22 protein-coding genes are annotated in these 24057 nt (G+C 50.3%); 5 read left to right on the top strand and 17 right to left on the bottom strand.

The window, feature by feature from the left end; all coding sequences use genetic code 11:
* Positions 1–155 precede the first annotated feature (155 nt).
* The gene (gene adeD / locus ACJHYD_RS12775; protein ID WP_001551897.1) at positions 156–1922 is read left to right on the top strand and encodes an adenine deaminase; all 1767 of its coding nucleotides are present in this window, start codon (positions 156–158) and stop codon (positions 1920–1922) included.
* Positions 1923–1968: 46 nt separating this feature from the next.
* On the opposite strand, the gene uhpT is transcribed toward adeD, so the two are convergent.
* The 9 genes from uhpT to ivbL form a co-directional block, all read right to left on the bottom strand.
* A complete protein-coding gene (gene uhpT / locus ACJHYD_RS12770; protein WP_000879194.1) occupies positions 1969–3360 on the bottom strand; it encodes a hexose-6-phosphate:phosphate antiporter in 1392 nt (463 codons plus the stop codon).
* A gap of 255 nt (positions 3361–3615) precedes the next feature.
* A complete protein-coding gene (uhpC, locus tag ACJHYD_RS12765) occupies positions 3616–4935 on the bottom strand; it encodes an MFS transporter family glucose-6-phosphate receptor UhpC (RefSeq protein ID WP_000936560.1) in 1320 nt (439 codons plus the stop codon).
* A 9-nt stretch (positions 4936–4944) separates the two neighbouring features.
* Positions 4945–6447, bottom strand: a complete 1503-nt coding sequence (gene uhpB, locus ACJHYD_RS12760; RefSeq protein ID WP_001551898.1) for a signal transduction histidine-protein kinase/phosphatase UhpB — start codon at positions 6445–6447, stop codon at positions 4945–4947.
* Entirely contained in the window at positions 6447–7037 is a 591-nt protein-coding gene (uhpA, locus tag ACJHYD_RS12755) for a transcriptional regulator UhpA (protein ID WP_000633668.1), read from the bottom strand. Before uhpA ends, uhpB begins: the two co-directional genes overlap by 1 nt.
* A 161-nt stretch (positions 7038–7198) precedes the next feature.
* A complete protein-coding gene (locus ACJHYD_RS12750) occupies positions 7199–8668 on the bottom strand; it encodes a hypothetical protein (RefSeq protein ID WP_162534317.1) in 1470 nt (489 codons plus the stop codon).
* A 275-nt stretch (positions 8669–8943) separates the two neighbouring features.
* Positions 8944–9426, bottom strand: coding sequence for a hypothetical protein (locus tag ACJHYD_RS12745; protein WP_073462037.1), 483 nt, complete (start codon positions 9424–9426; stop codon positions 8944–8946).
* A gap of 1065 nt (positions 9427–10491) precedes the next feature.
* The gene (gene ilvN / locus ACJHYD_RS12740; RefSeq protein ID WP_001181706.1) at positions 10492–10782 is read right to left on the bottom strand and encodes an acetolactate synthase small subunit; all 291 of its coding nucleotides are present in this window, start codon (positions 10780–10782) and stop codon (positions 10492–10494) included.
* Between the two features lie 3 nt (positions 10783–10785).
* On the bottom strand, positions 10786–12474 hold the full coding sequence (ilvB, locus tag ACJHYD_RS12735; protein WP_001551901.1) for an acetolactate synthase large subunit: 1689 nt from the start codon (positions 12472–12474) through the stop codon (positions 10786–10788).
* A gap of 105 nt (positions 12475–12579) precedes the next feature.
* Positions 12580–12678, bottom strand: a complete 99-nt coding sequence (gene ivbL / locus ACJHYD_RS12730; protein WP_001300753.1) for an ilvB operon leader peptide IvbL — start codon at positions 12676–12678, stop codon at positions 12580–12582.
* 564 nt (positions 12679–13242) lie between these two features.
* Between ivbL and tisB the strand changes: the two genes are divergently transcribed.
* Positions 13243–13332 (top strand): type I toxin-antitoxin system toxin TisB, encoded by a 90-nt coding sequence (tisB, locus tag ACJHYD_RS12725; RefSeq protein WP_000060506.1) that lies wholly within the window; start codon positions 13243–13245, stop codon positions 13330–13332.
* Between the two features lie 123 nt (positions 13333–13455).
* On the opposite strand, the gene ysdE is transcribed toward tisB, so the two are convergent.
* A complete protein-coding gene (gene ysdE / locus ACJHYD_RS12720; RefSeq protein WP_211180519.1) occupies positions 13456–13530 on the bottom strand; it encodes a protein YsdE in 75 nt (24 codons plus the stop codon).
* Positions 13531–13611: 81 nt separating this feature from the next.
* Between ysdE and emrD the strand changes: the two genes are divergently transcribed.
* Positions 13612–14796, top strand: coding sequence for a multidrug efflux MFS transporter EmrD (gene emrD / locus ACJHYD_RS12715; RefSeq protein ID WP_001306726.1), 1185 nt, complete (start codon positions 13612–13614; stop codon positions 14794–14796).
* Positions 14797–14803: 7 nt separating this feature from the next.
* Here emrD and ACJHYD_RS12710 read toward each other — a convergent pair whose 3' ends face one another.
* From ACJHYD_RS12710 to ACJHYD_RS12700, 3 genes are read right to left on the bottom strand one after another with little or no spacing between them, the layout of a single operon-like run.
* Positions 14804–15301: a radical SAM protein gene (locus ACJHYD_RS12710; RefSeq protein ID WP_001551902.1), complete on the bottom strand. Its 498-nt coding sequence runs from the start codon at positions 15299–15301 to the stop codon at positions 14804–14806.
* Positions 15298–15660 carry a DUF202 domain-containing protein gene (locus ACJHYD_RS12705; protein WP_001113432.1) on the bottom strand — a complete coding sequence of 121 codons (363 nt, stop codon included), beginning with the start codon at positions 15658–15660 and terminating at the stop codon, positions 15298–15300. The genes ACJHYD_RS12710 and ACJHYD_RS12705 overlap by 4 nt, the downstream gene beginning before the upstream one ends.
* The gene (locus tag ACJHYD_RS12700; RefSeq protein WP_000703955.1) at positions 15650–15997 is read right to left on the bottom strand and encodes a YidH family protein; all 348 of its coding nucleotides are present in this window, start codon (positions 15995–15997) and stop codon (positions 15650–15652) included. Before ACJHYD_RS12700 ends, ACJHYD_RS12705 begins: the two co-directional genes overlap by 11 nt.
* A 107-nt stretch (positions 15998–16104) precedes the next feature.
* Between ACJHYD_RS12700 and yidI the strand changes: the two genes are divergently transcribed.
* Positions 16105–16554, top strand: a complete 450-nt coding sequence (gene yidI / locus ACJHYD_RS12695) for a protein YidI (RefSeq protein WP_001551904.1) — start codon at positions 16105–16107, stop codon at positions 16552–16554.
* Positions 16555–16600: 46 nt separating this feature from the next.
* Here yidI and ACJHYD_RS12690 read toward each other — a convergent pair whose 3' ends face one another.
* Positions 16601–18094 carry a sulfatase-like hydrolase/transferase gene (locus ACJHYD_RS12690; RefSeq protein ID WP_001551905.1) on the bottom strand — a complete coding sequence of 498 codons (1494 nt, stop codon included), beginning with the start codon at positions 18092–18094 and terminating at the stop codon, positions 16601–16603.
* On the bottom strand, positions 18091–19806 hold the full coding sequence (locus ACJHYD_RS12685) for a solute:sodium symporter family transporter (protein ID WP_001551906.1): 1716 nt from the start codon (positions 19804–19806) through the stop codon (positions 18091–18093). The genes ACJHYD_RS12690 and ACJHYD_RS12685 overlap by 4 nt, the downstream gene beginning before the upstream one ends.
* A 166-nt stretch (positions 19807–19972) precedes the next feature.
* On the opposite strand from ACJHYD_RS12685, the gene ACJHYD_RS12680 reads away from it, so the two are divergent.
* Positions 19973–20866, top strand: coding sequence for a helix-turn-helix transcriptional regulator (locus ACJHYD_RS12680; RefSeq protein ID WP_001551907.1), 894 nt, complete (start codon positions 19973–19975; stop codon positions 20864–20866).
* On the opposite strand, the gene ACJHYD_RS12675 is transcribed toward ACJHYD_RS12680, so the two are convergent.
* On the bottom strand, positions 20863–22185 hold the full coding sequence (locus ACJHYD_RS12675; RefSeq protein ID WP_001551908.1) for a 6-phospho-alpha-glucosidase: 1323 nt from the start codon (positions 22183–22185) through the stop codon (positions 20863–20865). The genes ACJHYD_RS12680 and ACJHYD_RS12675 overlap by 4 nt on opposite strands.
* Positions 22185–23801, bottom strand: a complete 1617-nt coding sequence (locus tag ACJHYD_RS12670) for a PTS sugar transporter subunit IIB (protein ID WP_000952127.1) — start codon at positions 23799–23801, stop codon at positions 22185–22187. Before ACJHYD_RS12670 ends, ACJHYD_RS12675 begins: the two co-directional genes overlap by 1 nt.
* Positions 23802–24057: the final 256 nt, after the last annotated feature.

The raw sequence follows: 24057 nt of genomic DNA, 5'->3' as shown, positions 1-24057 counted from the left end.
GATTTAATCCCTTGCTTTTGTAAAACAAATGACAACAACGGTTCAGTGATAATTATCACATTTCAATTGCACATTAATGGATATTCTTTAATAATCTCGCGACGTTTCTTTATGATAAATAATAATCAAATTGATAAAATCAAAATGAGAAAAATATGAATAATTCTATTAACCATAAATTTCATCACATTAGCCGGGCGGAATACCAGGAATTGTTAGCCGTTTCCCGTGGCGACGCTGTTGCCGATTATATTATTGATAATGTCTCTATTCTCGACCTGATCAATGGCGGAGAAATTTCCGGCCCAATTGTGATTAAAGGACGTTACATTGCTGGTGTTGGCGCAGAATACACTGATGCTCCGGCTTTGCAGCGGATTGATGCCCGCGGCGCAACGGCGGTGCCAGGGTTTATTGATGCTCACCTGCATATTGAATCCAGCATGATGACGCCGGTCACCTTTGAAACCGCTACCCTGCCGCGCGGCCTGACAACTGTTATTTGCGACCCTCATGAAATCGTCAACGTGATGGGCGAAGCCGGATTCGCCTGGTTTGCCCGCTGTGCCGAACAGGCAAGGCAAAACCAGTACTTACAGGTCAGCTCTTGCGTACCCGCCCTGGAAGGCTGCGATGTTAACGGTGCCAGTTTTACCCTTGAACAGATGCTCGCCTGGCGGGACCATCCGCAGGTTACCGGCCTTGCAGAAATGATGGACTACCCTGGCGTAATTAGCGGGCAGAATGCGCTGCTCGATAAACTGGATGCATTTCGCCACCTGACGCTGGACGGTCACTGCCCGGGTTTGGGTGGTAAAGAACTTAACGCCTATATTGCTGCGGGTATTGAAAACTGCCACGAAAGTTATCAGCTGGAAGAAGGACGCCGGAAATTACAACTCGGCATGTCGTTGATGATCCGCGAAGGGTCCGCTGCCCGCAATCTCAACGCACTGGCACCGTTGATCAACGAATTTAACAGCCCGCAATGCATGCTCTGTACTGATGACCGTAACCCGTGGGAGATCGCCCATGAAGGACACATCGATGCCTTAATTCGCCGCCTGATCGAACAACACAATGTGCCGCTGCATGTGGCATATCGCGTCGCCAGCTGGTCGACGGCGCGCCACTTTGGTCTGAATCACCTGGGCTTACTGGCACCCGGCAAGCAGGCCGATATCGTCCTGTTGAGCGATGCGCGTAAGGTCACGGTGCAGCAGGTACTGGTGAAAGGCGAACCGATTGATGCGCAAACCTTACAAGCGGAAGAGTCGGCGAGACTGGCACAATCCGCTCCGCCATATGGCAATACCATTGCCCGCCAGCCAGTTTCCGCCAGCGACTTTGCCCTGCAATTCACGCCCGGAAAACGCTATCGGGTAATTGACGTCATCCATAACGAATTGATTACCCACTCCCGCTCCAGCGTCTACAGCGAAAATGGTTTTGATCGCGATGATGTGTGCTTTATTGCCGTACTTGAGCGTTACGGGCAACGGCTGGCTCCGGCCTGTGGTTTGCTCGGCGGCTTTGGCCTGAATGAAGGTGCGCTGGCTGCGACGGTCAGCCATGACAGCCATAATATTGTGGTGATCGGTCGCAGTGCCGAAGAGATGGCGCTGGCGGTCAATCAGGTGATTCAGGATGGCGGCGGGTTGTGCGTGGTACGTAACTGCCAGGTCCAAAGCCATCTGCCGTTACCCATTGCCGGGCTGATGAGCACCGACACGGCGCAGTCGCTGGCGGAACAAATTGACGCCTTGAAAGCTGCCGCCCGTGAATGCGGTCCGTTACCCGATGAGCCGTTTATTCAGATGGCGTTTCTTTCTCTGCCAGTGATCCCCGCGCTGAAACTAACCAGTCAGGGGCTATTTGATGGCGAGAAGTTTGCCTTCACCACGCTGGAAGTCACTGAATAATAAAAAAAAGCCCGGCGTCATGCCGGGCAAAAGTCACCAGTTACGTTTATGCCACTGTCAACTGCTGAATTTTTTTCTCGCGGCGGATTTTGCGTTCTTCCATCACCGCCACTATCGCCATCAGGCAGATACAACCAATCGCGGCGATATCAAGTGCGGCGAAGGTGCCTGCCCAGCCGGTAAGGCCGAATACCGGCGTCCCATCGGCAATCATTCCCAGACCTAACTTGGCAAAGCTGTCACCAATCAGGTAAGCGAAGGTGCCTTTAATACCATCGGCAGCGCCAATCGCTTTTTTAGGTACAAAGCCAACAGCAGCCACACCAATCAACAATTGCGGGCCAAAGACCAGGAAACCCAACGCAAAGAGAGAAGCCAGGTAGATATATTCGTTGCTGGCATGTTGATACACACCGAGCGTGGCGATAATCAGCGCCAGCGCGATGCAGGCCACCAGGCCACGGCGACCGTTCGCCAGGTCAGAGAGCCAGCCCCACAGCAGCGTACCGACCAGCGCACCAGCTTCAAACAGCGTAAAGCCCTGAATCGCCACCGCTTTAGAGAGTTTCAGTTCCTGGAACGCATACACGGTTGACCACTGGTCGATACCAATACGCACCACATAGAGGAAAATGTTGGCGAAGCACAGCAGCCAGATCACTTTGTTTTTCAGCACATACTCAACAAAGATCTGCCACTTGGTCATATCGGTAGATTCTGTCTCTTTATCCTCTTCACTGATCTCCTCGCCAAACAGCTCTTCAGCTTTGCCGAGGCCATAAGATTCCGGGGAGTCGCTGCCGTAACGCAGGCCGATAAAACCAACAATCAGCGCGATAATCGACGGGAAGATAAACATGCCGATAACATGACCATCGAACAGGTAATTTGCGCCGAACAGCGCCACACCTGCTGCGCCTGCACCGCCAAGGTTGTGAGAAATGTTCCAGAAACCGAGGAACGTCCCGCGTTTACGACGCGGCGTCCATTTGGTGATGGTGGAGTAACTGCACGAACCCCCGGTACTCTGGAAAAAGCCACTTAAGGCGTAGAAGGCAATCATCAGGAACAGGCTAACCGAGCCGCTGCCCATACTGGCGCTAAAGCCCAGCATACAAATGGCAGACAGGATCAGCATGAACGGCAGGAATTGTTTGGTGTTTTTGCCGTCGGCGTAGTAGGAAACCAGCGTTTTACCCACGCCATAAGTGATGGAGAAACCCAGGCCGATCATCCCCAGCTGCGTCATGCTCAACCCGTAGGTCGAAATCATATCGTTCTGCGCGATGTTAAAGTTCTTGCGAATCAGGTACATCGTCAGGTAGCCGATAAAGACCACCAGGTAGGATTGCATGAACGGTTTGAACCACATTTTGCGCCGCACTTCGAGCGGAAGGTCCAGGGTCGGCTTGCGGACCTGGTTTAAGAAAGCCAGCATGGGTTACTCCTGATTTCCCTTCATACTTCAAGCCGCAGGTGCCTTAGCTGCACGCATTCCTCCCGGTCACATAGTTCACTATGCTCCCGGGACTCACGCGTTTGCTGCGTTCCTGCAACTTGAATTATTTTGGGAAAGAATTAATGAATGATGGCATTGTAAAAATCAGCAGCAAATCAGGCCTGAGATAGCGTCCAGGCAAAACCTGGAAAATTTCTTAGTTTTGCCGGGTATGAAGTGAAAAGGTGAGATGCATCACGCTTCTCGCGGTGTCTGGGCGTTCAAAAAGGGCAGTAACAGCAGTGCGGAAATCCCGGCGGCGATAGAGATAACCACAAAAAATCCGCTCCAGTGCCAGGTATCGAGTACTTTCGCCAGTGGCCAACCAGCAAGCGACGCCCCCAGATAAGCAAACAAGCCGACAAACCCCGTCGCCGCCCCTGCCGCCTCTTTGTGGGAACATTCTGCCGCCGCCATGCCGATTAACATCTGCGGGCCAAAAACAAAAAAACCAATGGTGAAGAAGCAGGTTGCCTGCATCACGTAGCTGGCAAATGGCATCAGCCACAGCGAGCCGACTGAAAGCAAAATTCCGGCGGCGAAAATCAAATTCATCGGCCCGCGGTTGCCGTTAAACAATTTGTCCGAGCCCCAACCCGCTACCAGCGCACCGATAAATCCGCCCAGTTCAAACATTGTCACTGCCGTATTCGCCGTGACCAGATCGACGCCCAGCGTCTCGGACATATACAAATTGCCCCAGTCGTTGATTGCCGCCCGGACCACATAGACCAGCACATAGCAAAACGAAAGCAGCCAGATATACGGATTCAACAACACATACTTGGTGAGGATCTCTTTACGCGTCAGCCCTGCCCCTTCTTGTTGTTGAGCAATCTCCAGCGCGTCGTGTCGCCATTCACCAACCGCAGGTAAACCTAACGCCTGCGGGCGATCGCGCAGCCGCCAGCAGAGAAAAATCCCCACGACGATCGCCATACAACCAGCAATCATCATCCCGGCACGCCAGCCGTAATGCAGCGCAGCAGCTGCCATCACAATGGGAATGAGCGCACCACCAACGTTATGCGCCGTGTTCCATAATGCCCACCAACCACCGCGCTCGGTACGAGAATACCAGGCCGTTAACAGACGCGCACACACCGGTGAACCCCAGCCCTGGAAAAAGGCGTTCAGCACCCAGAGCACGGCAAACGCCCATAGCGACGTCGAGAAGCCAAACAGAATGTTGATGATGCCCGTGGCGATAAGCCCTATCCCCATAAAATAACGGGCATTTGAGCGATCGCTGACAATGCCGGAGACAAACTTCGACACGCCGTAGGTAATGTAAAACAGGGTCGCTAACAGGCCGATATCGCTACGGCTGAGCACGCCATTAGCAAGGATTTCTGGTACGGCGGCGTTAAAACTTTTCCGCGTGAAGTAAAACAGCGCGTAACCCAGCCAGATGGTCAGCAGAATATGCCGACGCCAGTAGCGATAACGGGCATCAATTTCATGTTTATCAGTCATTAATGGCGCATCGGCAGGCGCTTTCAGAAACGGCAACATCATCAAACCTTAGACATAGCGTTGAGGTAGAGAAACGCTGACACGCGTGCCGTGCAGACAGGAAATGGTCAAGGTGCCGCCCAGCGCCGTTACGCGCTCGCGCATTCCGGTGAGGCCAAAACCTTGTTGCCCGGAACCCGGCGGCAAACCGCTGCCATCGTCTTCAATCACCAGCATCAACCGTTCATCCTGCTGCCAGCCTTGCAGGGTGACCGCGCTGGCATCGGCATGTTTCACAATGTTGTTCAGCCCTTCCTGGCAGACGCGAAACAGCGTCACTCGCTGGTTTTCACTTAACGCTGATTCATCGATTCGCCATTCGAGATGGCTGACAATGCCGCGCCCTTCCAGCTCCATTTCCCGCATCAGTGAGCGGATGGCCTGCTCCAGGGTGAGATCATCCAACTGGCGCGGACGTAACCGACCTAACAAACGGCGCACCGCATCGTAAACGCCCAGCGACAGTTGTTCGATGAGCTGCCCGCTCTGCTTCACACTGGCGTTATCTGCCGCAAGTCGCTGGACAATGCCCGCTTGAGTACGAATAGCAGTGATGGTCTGACCGATATCATCGTGCAGCTCACGCGCCACGTCGCGGCGCACGCTCTCTTCAGTTTCTAACAAACGTTCAGCCAGATGCTGATTGCGCGCCAGTTCCTTTTGCAGCGACTGGTTAAGTTCACGCAACCGCTGGATGCCTGCGCCCAGTAACAACCCTGTCAGACTTTGCACCAGCAGCGAGAGCAATAAATCCACCGAATGATCGCGCCAGGTTTGACTGGCGATCAGCGCGATGGCGTTCATCAACGTCGCAATCAGCGCCCCTTGCCAGCCATAGTGCCAGGCCAGCGCGATAATCGGCAGCGCCAGGCAGAATGGCGTAAAGCGCGACAGTTCGTCCGGCAATCCCAACTGGAGCCAGAGACTAATAACAAACAGCAGCAAGTACCAGACCAGATGCCGCCCGCGCCAGTTGATCGGTTGAGAAACTAACGACGGCCCGAGCGGCAGCCAGATGTTATTGGCGAGATAGTGCCAGAACACCAGACATATCGGGGCCAGCGTCAAGCCGCCAGTTAAAGTCAGCAACAGCGCATTCCACGACTCTTTGCCGTGCCAAAGCCAGGGCAGCGACTGCAACAACGCCGCCGCCGTCAGCGCCGCACCCTGTAACAGCAAGGTGCGCCAGTCACGTTGATGGCGATAGCGCGAGATCAGCGCCACGGGCAATAACGTCAGTAAACTACCGATCATCAATAAGGAGAAATGGGTTAAACCGACCGCCTGCGTTAGCCAGTAAATCAGCAGCCATTCCGCGCCCAGCAATACGGGCCAGTATCCGCGCGGGCATTGCAGCATTAGCCCCAGACGCAGACCAAACGGAAATAACAGCACCGCCATATCAGGGCGCTCAACCAGGTGCAGGCTGATACTCCACAGGCAAAACCATGCGGCAGAGAAGATAAAAAAGCAGGCAATAACGGTAATTAAGCGGGAGAACAACGTCTTCATCACCAGCCATCAAACATGCGGCGCGCCAGTTCAACGTCGTTACTGACGCCCAGTTTTTCCATCAGATTGGCGCGATGGACGTGTACCGTTTTCGGTGACAAGCCCAGTTCGGCGGCAATCTCTTTCACCGCCATTCCTTGCGCCAGTTTTTCCGCCACCTGGCGTTCACGTTTGGTTAGCGGGTCCTGGCGACCGGATGCCAGTTTAATGGCAATATCCGGCGTCAGATAACAGCCGCCCGTGGCAACCGTATGCACCGCAGCAATCAGTTCATCCGGGCTACAGCGTTTGGAGAGAAAGCCGCGCGCCCCCGCGTTAAGCGCCTGCTCAACCAGCGCCGGACTGTCATGAACAGAGAGCATAATCGTCGCCATACCTTTCGGCAGCTGGCTTAGCAGCTCCAGACCGGAGATATCAGGCATGGAGATATCGCAAATACACACCTGCACACCGCGCCCCGGCAACCCCGCCAGCGCCTCGCGCCCCGAACCAAACTCGGCAACTACTTGCAAATCAGGTTCCAGCCCCAGCAACTGCGCAAAGCCGGAGCGGACGATGAGGTGATCGTCTATAAGGGCAACGGTGATCATAATTGGGTCCTGGCGGATAAAAAACGCGCATACCTTAACGATAAGCGCGATGTTGTTCAAGTTGGATATGGGGTATGTATTGGCTTAATGATGTTGGGCTTATCGTCAAAACGCTTACCTGAAAGGTAAGCGTTTGGTACGTATTATTGAGAAAAAGCGAATTATTTGTAGGTTGCGATTGCAATATTGCCTGAAAAATTTCTCCTCCTGTTGCGGAAATCGTTTTCAGGTAACAAAGAGTCATCCAGAAACCTATAATCTTCAGTGGAACGCTCATTAAGAGAGTCATCCACTGAGTCGTTATGAATATAATCCTCACCGTATGTTCGATAAATGAAATTAGCAATATTAAAATCGTTACCAGCTTCATTTATTTCGGCTTTTACAATATAATGAGTTTGTGTAAATGTATGCAGTGAAAAGTCAGCAAAAAGAAAATTTGTTTTTCCCATCAAAGCACAAAACCCTGGGTTACTATTAAACCCGGCAGAAATAGAATTACTTGCCTGTATTGCATTAATATCCCCCCTATCAAGCGCGACAGGAAATGCCTGTGAACAAGCATAATACAGGTTACCTATTCCTGAAATACTGGAGAGGCAAGAAATAATATTTTCTCTGGTTTTTTTCTCAACACCATCTTTCTGTAGAGAGTTTCTCACAATATTACATTCATCTGGCGTAAATACAATTTCACTAAAAAGTTTTTCGAAATCTTTATATTTTCTAACACCTCCATGACCAGACAAAGCCATGGTTTTACTCCTCAGTAATTCATGGATAGTGCTATTTATTTTAACTCCACAACATGCAATAAATGAGCTAGCCTCTCCAACATGTCTTGATGCATCAGCAAGAAGTGCACTAAACTCTCCCTCCCGAACATATAGTTTTTTTATGTCTGATTTATAACTACAATCATCTGGAATTAATTTATCTGGAATCAATTCATATTGGATTGATTTATCTGGAGTTGATTGAGTTTGTTCATATAACGCTTTTTTTAATTGGTGCTCAGCATCAGTAACTCCACTGCTGAGTTCATTTTTAAAATTATTATTAACAACTTCTAACTTAAGAGCATTTGCAGCAACTGTTACTTTTGAGAGTTGATACTTTTCCAATACATCGTGCTCTGATAATAACCCTATAAACTCTTTCACATTTCGACCACTAAAATCCCTATCCCTACTCTTTTTTTCCAAACTCTTGCCATTTAACTCACGATACACATCAGTGACTTTAAATTTATCACTGCCGGTCTGCTCAATTTTTATATAGCTATCCATGCCTGTGGTAGCGATCCATGTTTTATAATTCGCATTCGCTGATTCAGGCGTAACATGAAAATAAGAAACCAATTTATCACTAATATCATGTCGATAGATATGTAAGGAATCTAAGATGTATAACAATAAACTTCGGAAAATTTCACGAAAAGAGGCATTTTTAGACAATGTTCTACAATTATCGAGCAGGCCGCTTTGCTCCATCGCATCAAATGCAGCAATATTACCCTCGATACTATCTCTTAGACTCTGGCTCAGGCCCTGACTCTGAGTTTGACTCTGAAACTGGCTATTATCATTCTCTGTTTCCGTTGGATATGTATAACTCGTCACACTAACCATAGTAACCTCGCAATATGACACTTTGCATATTTTGACATTTTAGAAGCATCAATGGTTAGCATGATAAATATGTCAATGCTAACCGCTATATTTCATTTATTTCAATAATAAGACCATGTGTCGTTAATTTTTAATGATTTTCCCAATGCAATTGCATCACTAATTCTACTTATTCACTATCAAAAATCGCTCATTATTTCAAAAAGACTGTTTATACACAGACGGTTAACAATACGCGTTCACCTTAATGATAAACGCGATTTATCAGGCAAAAATCATAAATCAGCAGTTGTTGCGGCACCGAAAAATGTAAAAGTGACTTTATCGATTTTGGAGTTTTGTTCGTCGACCCTACCGGTAGTAAAATAACGAGAACACTGAAGCTTAACTTCATTTCCAACATTATTAACCGCCATCGAATACATCTTCTGACTAAACCCATTTATAGTAAAATCAATTTCTTTAATATATTTCCCAGTCCCAAAAAAGGTATTTCCTGAGTTTTTTAAACCCGATATTGATGAAATGGCACCATCCAAACTCTTTGAGAGTAACTCGCTAACATCTTGAGATGTATTTTTTAAATAGCTCTGATAGCCTTGTACGGAAGAATAATAAAAACATGTAATCCCCTGATGACTGGATAAGCAAGCGATTATTTCATCAATCTTATCATCCGCAATGTTACCATTTGATTTCTTTAATAATTCCCTTGCCCGAGCACAGTCATTATCATTAAAGTAAACCAGTTCAACCATTTGTTCAAGTGTGTTTTGACTATTCTTTGTATCTTGTTCAATTATTTCAATTTTCTCTGCAAATATTTTAAGAATATCTTTACTTAACTCAACACCGCAGCAAGTTATTTTAGTAGCACCATTTTGTTGATTTTGTTCTTTTATAGTTCTATGAGCATCCATAATTATGGAATCAAAAAAAACATCTGTTCTTTTAAAACTTTCCTGAACAGGTACATATCCTTCATCTTTTTGAACTCGCAGGCTTAATAAATCATATATATTACTTAAAATTCCCGCAGGAATTTCGTAATTAAAGTCTGTATTATTGATAACAATACTATTAACTAATTTCTTTCTCAAAACCGTGTCAGCGGAATGTGTTTCTAACGCAGCAGTTTTTTCAGACAACGATTTGATAATAGTCGCTACAGCCACTCCTGAATATGGAGTTTCTTTTCGTAAACGTTTATCTCTACCAACCAGAGTAATATTAAATGACTTATCACCTGTTTGTTTGATTTCGATATACTCATCCTCTCCAGTTGCCGCCATCCAGGTACGATTGCCATTATTTTCAGTGCCTGGCATAGGGTGAAAATAGTTAAGTATTTCGGTATTAACACTGCGAGAACCGGACATAATATTTGCTATTAAGCGTTTTATTTCCTGTAACATCCATTTTGCGAAATTACTGCCAGGTGAATATTTTTTCTCGTTATTTGTGATATTAAGCTCAGCAGCAATAATTCTATTTTTATCCAAAAAGGTGGAGGGGCAGGGATTTGACATCATTGTTCCGCTGTTTATAGGGCTTGCCATAATATACCTCACGATGAACCATTAATTAATAGAATGCTGGTCATGACCACTGGTATAGACAGCAATCAGAATTTAACACCATCGCTGGAAATTTTTAGCCCTAACTGTCAACCCCCTGGTTATCGGTGCAGCGACTTAAATTAACGTCCTGGGCTAATAAATTGTGCCTGAGATGGTCTCTGGCACAATTTCACCCTATATATCTGAACGGATCTATCAAAAATCGCTCATCAGTAAACCCCCCGAGCGGTTTAATGTCGCTCCTTACTGAAAAAACACCGCAATCTTGTTAAACATTGTCGGATCGGACTGATTACGCTGCACTTTCACCACATCTTCCAGCTTATCGATTTGGCTTATCATCTGCTCCAGACGCTGGTCGTCATTGACCAGTAGCCAGATATGGCTTTTGTCGCTGTCCTGAATCGGCAGGCAGAGAATGCCTTCGACGTTAAAAGCGCGACGGGCAAAAAGGCCACAAACGTGGGTCATTACGCCCGGATGGTTGCGAACGGTGAGTTCGAGAATCACGTTGTCATGAGTTGTGTTTTGCATGGCTTATTCCCCCACCATTTCAGTATTCGCCGCACCTGGCGGCACCATCGGGTACACTTTTTCTTCGGCATCAATGCGCACATGGATCAGCGCCGGACCAGGGCGATTGATGATTTCCTGCAATGCAGCCTGCGGATCGGCTTCGTTATTCAAATCACAGGTTTCGAGGCCGAATCCGGCGGCAATCTGCATAAAGTTGATTTTTCCCGGATAGGTAGCGGCAAAAACGCCCTGCTTGTAGAACAGACTCTGTTGCTGATGTACCAGCCCCAGCGCTTCGTTGTTCATCAGAATGATTTTGACATCCAGCTGATTTTCACTGGCGGTCGCCATCTCCTGAATATTCATCATCAGGCTGCCGTCGCCGGAGAAGCACAACACTTTGCGATCCGGGTTCGCCAGCGCCGCGCCAATCGCCGCAGGCAGACCAAAGCCCATCGTGCCCAGCCCGCCGGAGGTCAGCCACTGGCGTGGGCGATTGAGCGGATAAGCCTGCGCCGTCCACATCTGATGCTGACCCACATCGGTGGTGATAATCGCATTGTCATCGACACAGGCGGCAACGGCGTTGATCAGGCCGTAATGGCTTAATGGATCGCACGCTTTCGGGATTGGACACGGGAATTCGCGCTGCAAATCCGCTACCAACTGGTGCCACTCTGCACGCGGTTGCGCTTCCACCTGCGGGATCAGCTGCGCCAGCACGTCATCAACATCCGCCTGAATCGCTACGTGCGGCTGCTTGATTTTACCCAGCTCTGCGCGATCGATATCGACATGAATAATTTTCGCATTCGGACAGAACTGCTCGGTTTTGCCAATCGCCCGGTCATCAAAACGCGCGCCGAGAACAATCAGCAGATCCGCCTCCTGCAAGATATAGTTGGTGCTGCGCACACCGTGCATCCCCAGCATACCCAGCGACAGCGGATGCGCTTTTGGCAGCATACCCAGCGCCATTAAAGTCATGGTGGTAGGCAGCTGCGCTTTCTCCGCCAGTTCACGCACTCGCGCAGGCGCATTGATCACACCACCGCCCAGATAAAGCACCGGGCGTTTGGCAGCATTAATCATTGCCGCTGCGTCATGAATGCTTTCTTCGCTAAAGGCGGGCGCGACGGCTTTTTCTGCCACCGCGGGCTGTGCTTCAATCTCAAAAACGGCCGTTTGCACATCCTTAGGAATGTCTATCCACACCGGGCCAGGGCGGCCTGATTGCGCAATACGGAAGGCATCGCTCATGACCTGCGGGAGTTCTTCGATATGTCTGACCAGATAGTTGTGTTTGGTGATGGGGATAGAGATGCCGTAGGTGTCCACTTCCTGGAAGGCGTCGGTGCCGATCATTGAGGCGGGTACCTGACCAGTGATGCAAATCAGCGGGATGGAGTCCAGCCGCGCATCGGCAATGGCGGTCACCAGGTTAGTCGCCCCCGGTCCGCTACAGGCCATACAGACCGCCGGTTTACCGTCGGTGCGCGCCATTCCCTGAGCGATAAACCCCGCGCCCTGTTCATGGCGAGCCAGAATATGGCGGATTTGCGTGCTTTGGCTTAAGGCGTCGTAAACAGGGAGGATAGAACCGCCCGGAATGCCCGTCACAATCTTAATGCCCTGCTGTTCCAGGAAATGAACGATAAATTCTGCGCCGGTAAAGCGCTTATGCGTCGATGTTGTGCCCGAACTTGCCATGCTCCAGTCCTTTTCTTCTGGGCCGACTTTCCGGGAGGTGATTAAACGAAAAACCCCGCCCGGTTTGCGCCGGCGGGGTTTTGGAATCGTGTGTTGTTCCAGTCCCTACGGCGCATTGCCGACGACCACCACCACACGCACGACGACCACTGCGGCGGATGGCGCAGTTGGTAGTAGTTTTGCGTTGAGCATGGAAGTAGTCATTGGGGACCTTGTTGGTTTTGTGTTTAACAATATTTATACAAGCACAGCTTTACAGGGGAGACAATGGAAAATTTTTCAGCAAGGGAAAATTGAGGGGTTGATCACGTTTTGTACTGTACTGCAGGTAACAAAAAACCCCGCCGGAGCGAGGTTTCGTCAGCCGCCCGCGGCTGGTAACCGCAAAGCACACTGTATTATGTCAACACAGAAAGTATACGTGTTCCGCGCAAAACGCGCAATTTCGGCACGAATTTTGACGTATTTAGTGCATAGTTGAGTATCGATCACAGTTTGCGTTTTGTCCAAATATTACTGTTTATTTATACAGTAAACTTCTATAATATCACTGTACGCAATGTGTTATGCGGGGGCCGCATCGTTACCCGGCGCACTAAGTCCTGGCTGAAACGGGTGGTGCCGTCAGCGCCTTAACCCCGCGTGAGCACACTGTGTTATGTCAACGAGCACAACGTTTCTCCTTGAGATACCGCGTGCACAACAGCTGGCAACAGGCAGCGGAAAGGTACGTCAGCTGGCAGTGCTCCTGAACCACAGGAGACGCGTATGAGCCTGGTGGATATCGCCATTCTTATCCTCAAACTCATTGTTGCAGCACTGCAACTGCTTGATGCTGTTCTGAAATACCTGAAGTAATTCAGATTCAAGTCGCACCAAAGGGGAGCGGGTAACCGCTCCCCTTTCATATTTAGCGTGCGGGTTGGTGTCGGATGCGATGCTGATGCATCTTATCCGCCCTACCATCCCTCCCGGCAACATTTATTGCCGCTTTTGTTTACATATTCTGCCGCTAAACAATTCCCCATTCCTGGCGTATATCTGGCTAACATTTATCAATGTGATAGATTCCTCTCCCGCATTTATGGGAATGCGTAGTGACTTATTCTAATTATTTTTATAAAAGCATCCGTGATAATGAAAAGGCATAGAAACGTCAATTTGTTATTGATGTTGGTATTACTCGTGGCCGTCGGTCAGATGGCGCAAACCATTTATATTCCAGCTATTGCCGATATGGCGCGCGATCTCAACGTCCGTGAAGGGGCGGTGCAGAGCGTAATGGGCGCTTATCTGCTGACTTACGGTGTCTCACAGCTGTTTTATGGCCCGATTTCCGACCGTGTGGGTCGCCGACCGGTGATCCTCGTCGGAATGTCCATTTTTATGCTGGCAACGCTGGTCGCGGTCACGACCTCCAGTTTGACAGTATTGATTGCCGCCAGCGCGATGCAGGGGATGGGCACCGGCGTTGGCGGCGTAATGGCGCGTACTTTGCCGCGTGATTTATATGAACGGACACAATTGCGCCATGCTAATAGCCTGTTAAACATGGGAATTCTTGTCAGTCCGTTGCTCGCACCGCTAATCGGCGGTCTGCTGGATACGATGTGGAACTGGCGCGCCTGTTATCTCTTTTTGTTGGTACTTTGTGCCGGTGTGACCTTCAGTATGGCCCGCTGGATGCCGGAAACGCGTCCGGTCGACGCACCGCGCACACGCCTGCTTACCAGTTATAAAACGCTTTTCGGTAACAGCGGTTTTAACTGTTATTTGCTGATGCTGATTGGCGGTCTGGCCGGGATTGCCGCCTTTGAAGCCTGCTCCGGCGTGCTGATGGGCGCGGTATTAGGGCTGAGCAGTATGACGGTCAGTATTTTGTTTATTCTGCCGATTCCGGCGGCATTTTTTGGGGCATGGTTTGCCGGACGTCCTAATAAACGCTTCTCAACGTTGATGTGGCAGTCGGTTATCTGCTGCCTGCTGGCTGGCTTGCTGATGTGGATCCCCGACTGGTTTGGCGTGATGAATGTCTGGACGCTGCTCGTTCCCGCCGCGCTGTTCTTTTTCGGTGCCGGGATGCTGTTTCCGCTGGCGACCAGCGGCGCAATGGAACCGTTCCCCTTCCTGGCGGGCACCGCGGGCGCGCTGGTCGGCGGTCTGCAAAACATTGGTTCCGGCGTGCTGGCGTCGCTCTCTGCGATGTTGCCGCAAACCGGTCAGGGCAGCCTGGGGTTGTTGATGACCTTAATGGGATTGTTGATCGTGCTGTGCTGGCTACCGCTGGCGACGCGGATGTCGCATCAGGGGCAGCCTGTTTAAGCTCACGTCACCGCAGCATCGTCATCAGCTCCATGGGAGAACGATGCTGCTTTATCAGATCACGCATCACCCGCATATGCGGTGCGGAGTAAGAATAAAACGCCTGATAGCCCGCACATAGCACGCTGTCTGGCGTCTCCTCCCGAGCGTGCGGGCACAGCCGATGCCAGTCGCACGCCTGGCAGCCACGGCGCGAGTGCGGGTTTTCGCTGCCACACCATTTTTGTAATGTGGCGTCAAAAAGCTCAATCGAGATACGACTGATATCTGCCCGCACCCAACACTCAAACAGGGCAATTAAAAATTTCCCCCACAGCTCTGCTGTCACCGAAGCGGCCGTCAGATCGCCCCGGTCATCAAATTCAAGATGGGGAATGAGCTGTACGGAGCGGATGCCCCGCTGTTTGAAATTGTGATAAAAATCGGCAGGTTGCAGAGCATCCTTATACTCTACAACCAGTTTATGCCTGTCCTCTTCAGCATCAATGACCTGACTTCCTGTCATGCGACTCTCTCAATAAATACGATAAGTTGATGTATATGCGTTACAGCAAACAGTATTGCGAGAGATAACACCGCGAGGGAGATCAAAAATTTGTCACGGACTACGTGAAATTGGGAAAAATCGCTATTCGTGACATCCATTAAATTGCGATTACGAGTGTAGTGCCAGAGGATCAGCGCCACGATGGCGAGGATGCCAATCGAAATCCAGAATAACATGCCCGCCTGGTGCCAGTTGTGTTTGATAGCCAACGCCATCAACGCGCCGTAGCCCAGCATGGTACGAAACCACGCCAGTGATGTGCGCTCCGGCTGCAGCCCTGGGTCGGCAATGCGTCTGGCTTTGCGGCTATCCGGCATACAACACCAGTCCCATGACGATCACCGCCACGATCATCAATATTAAACTGATGATTAATAAGCTGTTGGTGTAAGGCAGGTCCTCTTTCAGACGCATCGCTTTTTCATTGCGTAACCAGCGCAAGTAGCCATACATCGCTAACCCGCCGGAAAACAGACACAACAACAACGCCAGCAGTTCGCGAATGACGGGCGTGGCGAAATCTGGCGCAAGTTGGTCAAGCCCAACCCCCGCAGCCAGAAATCCTAGTGCGGTACGGATCCACGCCAGAAAAGTACGCTCATTAGCCAGCGAGAAGCGGTAATCGGGCGCTTCTCCGAGGCGGGAAATTTTCATTGTTGCTCCTTTGCAATTTCACTAACGCTCTACCTTTAGCGGTTTTTTTAAGAATTTCGTCCACCCGTTTCCTGATATGCTTTTGCCATCCGCTACAAGGAGGTCAGATGGGTATCATAGCGCAAAATAAAATCAGTTCATTGGGCATGCTGTTCGGTGCCATCGCTTTAATAATGGGGATTATCCACTTTTCATTCGGCCCTTTTTCCGCACCACCGCCAACGCTTGAAAGCATCGTGGCGGACAAAACGGCTGAAATTAAAAGAGGTCTTCTCGCCGGAATAAAAGGCGAAAAAATTACCACCGTGGAGAAAAAAGAGGACGTGGATGTCGATAAAATCCTCGATCAAAGCGGTATCGCACTGGCCATTGCTGCGCTACTTTGCGCATTTGTTGGCGGTATGCGTAAGGAAAATCGCTGGGGCATTCGCGGCGCGCTGGTTTTCGGCGGCGGGACGCTGGCTTTCCATACCTTGCTTTTTGGTATCGGCATCGTGTGCGGCCTTCTGCTGATGTTCCTGATTTTTTCTTTCCTGACCGGCGGTTCGCTGGCTTAAGCAGCCTGAATAATGCCCGCCGGGTGATCATCAGCGGGCATTATCGTCAGAACTTCTGTTTTTTCTCTTCCACTTTCACTCCTTGCGTCGGTAGGCCGGTGTCATAGTCGCGTACCACTGGCGAATAGCCATCTTGTGGGCGTGGACGAAATGCCCCCATCCAGCGCGGCTGTGCATCTTTACGCCACGGACGCAGGCTCCATTGATAACTGCGGAACGGATCGCGAATTTTGTCCATGTAATCCAATAAGGCGTCATGCATTTTGCGGCGAACGTCGGCAAAACGGATATCATCGATCAGATTATGCATTTCATTTAGGTCATTACGTCGATCGTAAAGTTCATCACTGGTGAAGAGGTTGAGTACCAGTTTAAAGTCATCCGTCACCCAGCAACGCACCGGAATAAAACCGCCAAAGCTGTCATGCTCAATCTCGTAGCGGTTAAATTCCACCATTACGCCGCGTGGCTCTTTCGCGGCAAGGATATTTTCCCCCGGCAGAATCTCTGGTTTTTCAATATTTGCCAGCGCCATCATTGTCGGCAGTAAATCGATATGACTGACTGGCGTATCGACCTGTCGCCGCTCCCCTTGCGGCGAACGGATGATCAGCGGAATACGGGTGATGTCGTCATACATCGCCGCTCCTTTACTGATCAGCTTATGTGCGCCCATCATTTCACCGTGATCGGAGGTATAAATGACCCACGTATTTTCACGTTGCTCTGGCGTTAAGGCATTGATGACACGTCCGATTTGGTCATCAACAAAGTCATTGCAGGCAAAATAGAGCGGATGGTGATAAAGCCCGTCATCACCGACTGGCGATGGCATCGCCTGCGCCCATAAGCGGTGATGTTCCGGTTTGTTCGCCAGGTCATCCTGTGCTTTCTCGCCCAGCTCGTAGTAAAAATCAGCGTATTTCTCTAAATACTCCACCGGACAGGTGAACGGGTGATGCGGCTCATCATACGAAACCACCATCAGGAAGGGTTCCTCGGCGCGCGCGGGCTGTTGCAGAAAATCCACTGCTCGATTGCTGATGCGGTGCGCCCAGGTGAAGGTTTCGTCAATATGGTTCGCCTGTAAATCTTCGACGCTGTTTAGGCCATTGCGCCACAGGCTAATTTCTTTTTCCGTCAGTTCGCTAAGATAGTTCGCCCCATCGAACCAGTAATCAGCGTCCCACTCCGGCGGACACTCGCCAGTGCCGAAATAGTCATGACCGTCGAGATGCCATTTGCCGATGTAACAGGTGTGATAGCCGGCATCCTTAAAGTAGCGCCCCATAGTGGAGATGTTTTTGCCCGGCGCGACGTTGTTGGTCCACGGGCCGGACTGGTTAGCGTAGATACCGGTAAACAGCCCGGCGCGCGCTGGTGTACAAACCGGTGAACAGGTGTAGGCGGAATTAAAGCGAATACTTTCCGCCGCCAGACTATCAATATTTTGCGTATTCAGCGGCTTACCGCTATAGCAACCGACCATATTGGTGGCCTGGGTATCGGTCATGATGAACAGAAAATTGGGGCGTTTCATAGGCTATCCTTCGCGTCGGGAGTAAAGGTTACGGCTGGGTCGTGACGATGCCGCCAGCTGTCAAAAATCAGGTAGACAATCACTACGGCGGCAATGAAATAACTGATCATCGCTAACCAGCGCGTACCGTAGCCGCCGAATTCAGCCAGCCCGGCATAGACGCCAATCATCGCGAACAGGATGCCAATTGACGCGATCTTGACGTTTTTCCACGGTTTCATGTCCACTGAAAACGCATCTTTGAAGGTGAACGGCGTGGCGCGCGGTTTGATAAAACCGATCACCAGCATCACGACCACGTTGATGCAGAACGTACAGGCCAGCACATAGAGGAAATGGAAGTCGAACTTCACCAGATAGTTGATGGTGATGTAGCTGATTATGCCAATCCCCATCGCCACTTTTGCCGCCAGCGCCGGGATGCGCGGGAAGAAAAAGCCCATAATGATGATGGTAACCAGCGGCACGTTGTAAATACCGTTGAGCTGTTTCATCCAGCTATACAACCCCTGCGGCGCGTTGGCAATCCACGGCGCGACCAGCACCGAAACGATGGCGATAAAGAAACCAAATTTGCGCCCAACGGTGACCAGCTGTTGCGGCTCGGCATTCTGGTTAATGATGCGACGGTAAATACCCATACTGAATAACGTACTGGCGCTATTCAGAAAGCCGTTGAAGGTACTGATCACCGCACCAAATAACACCGCGCCGAAGAAACCCACCAGTGGCACTGGCAGAACGTTATTGACCAGCGTCGGGTAGGCCATGTCGGCTTTCGGTAGATCCTGATACAGATGAAACGCAATCAACCCTGGCAGCACCAGTACCAGCGGGTCGAGCATTTTCAGCACCGCCGTTAACAGCGCCCCCTTTTGCCCTTCCGCCAGGCTTTTTGACGCCAGCGTGCGTTGCACGATGCCCTGATTTGTACACCAGTAAAAGGTGTTCACCAGAATTAAACCGGTAAATGCCGCGCCAATCGGCAAGGGATCGGTCGGGCCGCCGACTGAGTTTAATTTCTCGGCGTGAACGGTGGTGAGTTGCTCAATGCCCTGCATAAAGCTGCCCTTGCCCATCGCGATCAGGCCAAATATCGGCACCATCAACCCGCCGATAACCAGACCAATACCGTTGATGGAGTCCGCCACTGCCATTGCGCGCAGTCCGCCGATCACCGCATACAAAATTCCCGCCAGACCAAGCAAAATTACCAATAGCCAGATAGCCGCACCGTGAGAAATCTGTAGCGATTCCCCGACGTGAAACAGGCTGTTGAGCGCCAACGCGCCGGAGTAGAGAACAATCGGCAGAAAGCAGACGCCGGTGGCAATGAGGAAGCAGAAGTCGATGATAATACGCGTCGTTTTATCATAACGTTCCTCCAGAAAATCGGGGATGGTGGCAATGCCGCGCTTCAGATAGCGCGGTAAAAAGATTAGCGCGAGGAAGATCAGCGTCACCGCTGAAGTCACTTCCCAGCCCATCACCGACATGCCGCTTTTGTAGGCCTGCCCGGAAAGTCCAACCAGTTGTTCCGTGGAAAGGTTGGTTAACATTAACGAAGCGGCAATAACCGGCGCTTTTAGTGAACGTCCGGCAAGAAAATAGCCTTGTTGCGATCCGGTATCTGTTTTGCGAACCTTCCACCAGGTGATGATCGCCACCAGCAGCGTAAAACCGACAAAACTCAAGATTTGTAACGAATTCATCTCATAGCCCTTATTTATGTTTATGTCCCGGACGCATGAATATAGGGAGAGGTAAAATGCGTCGGGTCAGGCAGTCAGATTCTTAAAATACAAACGTCGTATCCCTGAACGGATTGTTTTCTGTTAAGTTCAGGTTGTGAGCATAATTCGCCGGAGGGATATTAAAATGAATGGAAAATTGCAAAGTTCAGATGTAAAAAACGAAACTCCGTACAATATTCCCTTATTGATTAACGAAAATGTGATCTCCAGCGGAATTTCTCTGATCTCGCTCTGGCATACCTACGCCGACGAGCATTACCGGGTGATCTGGCCGCGGGACAAGAAGAAACCGCTTATCGCCAACTCATGGGTTGCGGTGTATACCGTACAAGGATGTGGGAAAATTCTTTTAAAGAATGGTGAACAAATAACTCTGCATGGCAACTGTATTATATTTTTAAAGCCAATGGATATTCACTCTTATCACTGTGAAGGTTTAGTCTGGGAACAGTACTGGATGGAATTTACCCCCACCAGTATGATGGATATTCCCGTCGGTCAGCAAAGCGTTATTTATAATGGCGAAATTTATAATCAGGAACTCACCGAAGTTGCTGAGTTAATTACTTCACCAGAAGCAATAAAAAATAATCTGGCAGTCGCTTTTCTGACGAAAATTATTTATCAGTGGATTTGTCTTATGTACTCAGACGGTAAAAAAGATCCACAACGGCGGCAAATTGAAAAACTAATTGCCACTTTACATGCCAGTCTGCAACAACGCTGGAGCGTAGCTGATATGGCTGCCACGATCCCCTGTAGCGAAGCCTGGTTGCGTCGTCTGTTTTTACGCTATACCGGCAAGACGCCGAAAGAATATTACCTCGATGCACGTCTGGATCTGGCGCTATCGCTATTAAAGCAACAAGGGAACTCGGTTGGCGAAGTCGCTGATACGCTCAACTTCTTCGACTCCTTTCATTTCAGCAAAGCCTTTAAACATAAATTTGGTTATGCGCCGTCAGCCGTGCTAAAGAATACGGACCAGCACCCAACGGATGCCAGTCCACACAATTAACGTAACTCTGGCCAGTACGCTTTGTTGGCCTCCAGCAAATCATCCAGAATAGCTTTGGCGACCGCGGCGCTCGGTACCGTTTTCGACAAAGTAATCGCCTGCCACAGGTGCTGATATGAACGCTGTTCCCAGGCGTCCACGACCAGTTTTTCCACCGCCACTTGCTGACTCATTAACCCTTTCTGAAACTGCGGGATATCGCCGACCACCAGTGGTTCTGGTCCGTTGTGCCCGACCAGACACGGGATCTCGACCATCGCTTCATCATCAAAGTTATGGATTGCCCCGTTGTTAGGCACAATCAGCAACATCCGCTCCTGAGTGTTGAAGGCAATTGCCGCCGCCAGATCGACGATGTATGACGCATGTTCGTCAATTTCCAGCTTGCCCGCCGCTGAATTTCCTGCCGCCGTAATGGCGCGGCAAGCATCGAAAACCTGTTTCTCGCGATGCTCCATCACCTCATTCGCGCGGGTATGTTCAGGGTTGGAATGCTGAACGACATAATCCGGGAAGAGATAATATTTCAGATAGGTGTTCGGCAATGTATCCGGGTCCAGTGCCTGGACATCCCGCGCTTTTGCATAGGTGTCGTTCCAGCTCGCTTCAGTATGTGTATCTTGCTGCGGTGGAACATAACCGTGCTTCGAGACATATTGCCGCAGCTGGGGCATCAGGTCGTTGCCCTGCAAATCTTCAATTGATGTCCACCAGCCAAAGTGGTTCAGGCCGTAGTAGCGCACGCGCATCTGTTTGCGATCTTGCAGCCCAACAATTTGCGCCATCCGGCTTTCAATACCGATTGGCATGTCACAGATGTTGAGGATTTTCGCATTCGGGCGCAGACGACGCGTGGCTTCTGCGACAATGGCTGCCGGGTTGGAGTAGTTGAGCATCCAGGCATTTGGTGAATATTTTTCCATATAATCCACCAGTTCCAGGACGCCGCCAATGGAACGCATGCCGTACGCTATTCCGCCGGGTCCGCAAGTTTCCTGTCCAACAACGCCGTGGCGCAGCGGGATTTTTTCATCCAGTTCGCGCATCGGGTATTTGCCGACGCGGATGTGCGCCATGACAAAATCAACGTCGCTGAACGCCACTTCAGGATCGGTGGTGTAACTAAACGCAATGTCCGGCGCTCTCTCTTTAAGGATGACTTTACAGGCTTCAGCAATCACTTCCTGCCGCGCACCATCGTTATCATAAAATTTCAGTGCACGAAGCGGGAAACGGTCCTGATTCGCCAGGAGCATCAACACGATGCCTGGCGTAAAGGTGCTTCCACCGCCTGCGACAACCACTGAGAATTTGGTCATTATACTGCCTCCGTAATGGCAACATTTTCTGCTGATTGATGAGAATTAATTAAGCTATCGAGCTGTTCACGTAGCTGGGATACATGCAGACCAATGATCACCTGAATGGCATCGCCACTACGGAAGACGCCGTGCGCTCCCAGCTTTTTAAAGACTTCGTCATCCAGCGTTTGTGACATGTCATGCAGTGCAATCCGTAGACGCGTCGCGCAATTGTTAATGCTGGAGATATTGCCGACCCCGCCCAGGGCTTGCAGGATACCGGCAGCCTGATCCAGCTCTTTTTTTGGCTCTGCCGCGGTGGTTTGGCCTCGCGAGGCTTTGTATTCGGCTTTTGAGTAGAGTTTCACTTCCGCATCTTCACGTCCCGGCGTGCACATGTTGAATTGCAGAATCAGGGTGCGGAAAACCACGAAGTACAGCAGGGTAAAGCACAACCCAATGGCGATTTGGGTCAGCATCATATCCGCGTGGTTGCTGAACATCGGGATCCAGTTTTGCGGTAAAACCTGGTCAATCAAACCACCGCCCATGTTGCCCACCACACCAAAGAGGTACATCACGGTCGACATTGAGGCCGCAAGCACAGCGTGTACCGCAAACAGCAACGGTGAAATGAACAGGAAGGTAAATTCCAGCGGTTCGGTAATTCCCACCAGCATGGCGGTTAAGGTTGCGGGAATCAGCAAGCCCGCCACTTTTACCCGATTTTCCGGTGCGGCAGTGAAGTACATCGCTAAAGAAATGCCCACGGCACCAAAGATTTTTGAGTTACCGTGCAGGGCAAAACCGCCTTCCGGGAACAACGATTTCAGCGGCTCGGCGCTCAGACTGAACTCTTGCAGATGCTGCGCCCAGTACATCTGAATGCCGCCTTCAACAGCTGCCGGACCAAAGATAAACGGTCCGTAGATGAAGTGGTGTAAACCGGTTGGGATCAGAATACGTTCGAGGAAGGTGTAAACCCAGACCCCAAGCGCACCCGCCGAACGCAGGAACGCTTGCAGAGATTCAATCCCCATTTGTACTTTTGGCCAGCCGAGCAACGTCAGCCAGGCGCAGGGGATCATCACCAGGAAGGCGATAATCACCACATAAGATGTCCCCTGGAAAATGCCGAGAAACACCGGCAGTTTTTTATCGAACAGACGGTTATGCAGCGCCGTCACAATGCCGGAAATTATAATCGCGCCGATAATGCTGGTATCGAGGGTTTTAATCCCCGCCATCATTGTCAGCCCGCTACCTGCCACCGCGTCCTGAGTGAAATCGACGCCGAAGTAGCTTCCCCAGGTCATTCCCATCGCGTTGATGAAATAGTTCCAGGTCAGGAAACTCACCATCACCGCCAGACAAGCACGCCCCTGCGCTTGCTTCGCAAGGCCAATGGGTAAACCGACAGCAAAAATCAGCGGCATATTACGGAATACCGTCCAACCGCCCTCTTCAATAATGTGTACGATTTGCGCGAATAAACTGTTCGGATCGGTCAGTGATTCCCCGACAAACATCGGGTTTTGCAGCAAGATGGCAAGACCCACCACAATCCCGGCGAAGGGAAACAGCAGCACTGGCGTGAACATCGCGCCGCCAAAGCGTTGAATTTGACTGAGCATTTCCACATCCTCTTTTCTCAATTCTGTAAGTAGGAAGCCTGATTGGTTATGCGGCAGGCCTGGAGCGAGGATAGGAAGATGCGATCGGCAGAACATGACGACCCAATGGGATTCGTGATCGCTTTCATGCTTTTCGTTGGGCGGTAGAGATCTACGTTTTCGCGAAAAAGTAGACATCTGTGAGCACTGGTACACAGCATCGAACACATCTTTAAAAAAAAGATTTTTTTTCAATCGATTAAGCAGAACTTGTGGG

Origin of the sequence: Escherichia sp. WS1368, assembly GCF_046487485.1 — a bacterium.
GTDB classification, from domain to species: Bacteria; Pseudomonadota; Gammaproteobacteria; order Enterobacterales; family Enterobacteriaceae; genus Escherichia; species Escherichia coli.
Note: the sequence above shows the minus strand (reverse complement) of the source record. Positions and strands in the feature narration are given on the sequence as shown.

Coding starts and splice junctions, on each gene's coding strand:
- ACJHYD_RS12675 (WP_001551908.1), bottom strand. CDS start 22,185: ATGACCAAATTCTCAGTGGTTGTCGCAGGCGGTGGAAGCACCTTTACG.
- ilvB (WP_001551901.1), bottom strand. CDS start 12,474: ATGGCAAGTTCGGGCACAACATCGACGCATAAGCGCTTTACCGGCGCA.
- ACJHYD_RS12680 (WP_001551907.1), top strand. CDS start 19,973: ATGAATGGAAAATTGCAAAGTTCAGATGTAAAAAACGAAACTCCGTAC.
- ACJHYD_RS12685 (WP_001551906.1), bottom strand. CDS start 19,806: ATGAATTCGTTACAAATCTTGAGTTTTGTCGGTTTTACGCTGCTGGTG.
- ACJHYD_RS12700 (WP_000703955.1), bottom strand. CDS start 15,997: ATGAAAATTTCCCGCCTCGGAGAAGCGCCCGATTACCGCTTCTCGCTG.
- uhpT (WP_000879194.1), bottom strand. CDS start 3,360: ATGCTGGCTTTCTTAAACCAGGTCCGCAAGCCGACCCTGGACCTTCCG.
- uhpB (WP_001551898.1), bottom strand. CDS start 6,447: ATGAAGACGTTGTTCTCCCGCTTAATTACCGTTATTGCCTGCTTTTTT.
- uhpA (WP_000633668.1), bottom strand. CDS start 7,037: ATGATCACCGTTGCCCTTATAGACGATCACCTCATCGTCCGCTCCGGC.
- ilvN (WP_001181706.1), bottom strand. CDS start 10,782: ATGCAAAACACAACTCATGACAACGTGATTCTCGAACTCACCGTTCGC.
- emrD (WP_001306726.1), top strand. CDS start 13,612: ATGAAAAGGCATAGAAACGTCAATTTGTTATTGATGTTGGTATTACTC.
- ACJHYD_RS12750 (WP_162534317.1), bottom strand. CDS start 8,668: ATGGTTAGTGTGACGAGTTATACATATCCAACGGAAACAGAGAATGAT.
- ACJHYD_RS12745 (WP_073462037.1), bottom strand. CDS start 9,426: ATGGTTGAACTGGTTTACTTTAATGATAATGACTGTGCTCGGGCAAGG.
- ACJHYD_RS12670 (WP_000952127.1), bottom strand. CDS start 23,801: ATGCTCAGTCAAATTCAACGCTTTGGCGGCGCGATGTTCACGCCAGTG.
- ACJHYD_RS12705 (WP_001113432.1), bottom strand. CDS start 15,660: ATGCCGGATAGCCGCAAAGCCAGACGCATTGCCGACCCAGGGCTGCAG.
- uhpC (WP_000936560.1), bottom strand. CDS start 4,935: ATGTTGCCGTTTCTGAAAGCGCCTGCCGATGCGCCATTAATGACTGAT.
- tisB (WP_000060506.1), top strand. CDS start 13,243: ATGAGCCTGGTGGATATCGCCATTCTTATCCTCAAACTCATTGTTGCA.
- ACJHYD_RS12710 (WP_001551902.1), bottom strand. CDS start 15,301: ATGACAGGAAGTCAGGTCATTGATGCTGAAGAGGACAGGCATAAACTG.
- ivbL (WP_001300753.1), bottom strand. CDS start 12,678: ATGACTACTTCCATGCTCAACGCAAAACTACTACCAACTGCGCCATCC.
- adeD (WP_001551897.1), top strand. CDS start 156: ATGAATAATTCTATTAACCATAAATTTCATCACATTAGCCGGGCGGAA.
- ACJHYD_RS12690 (WP_001551905.1), bottom strand. CDS start 18,094: ATGAAACGCCCCAATTTTCTGTTCATCATGACCGATACCCAGGCCACC.
- yidI (WP_001551904.1), top strand. CDS start 16,105: ATGGGTATCATAGCGCAAAATAAAATCAGTTCATTGGGCATGCTGTTC.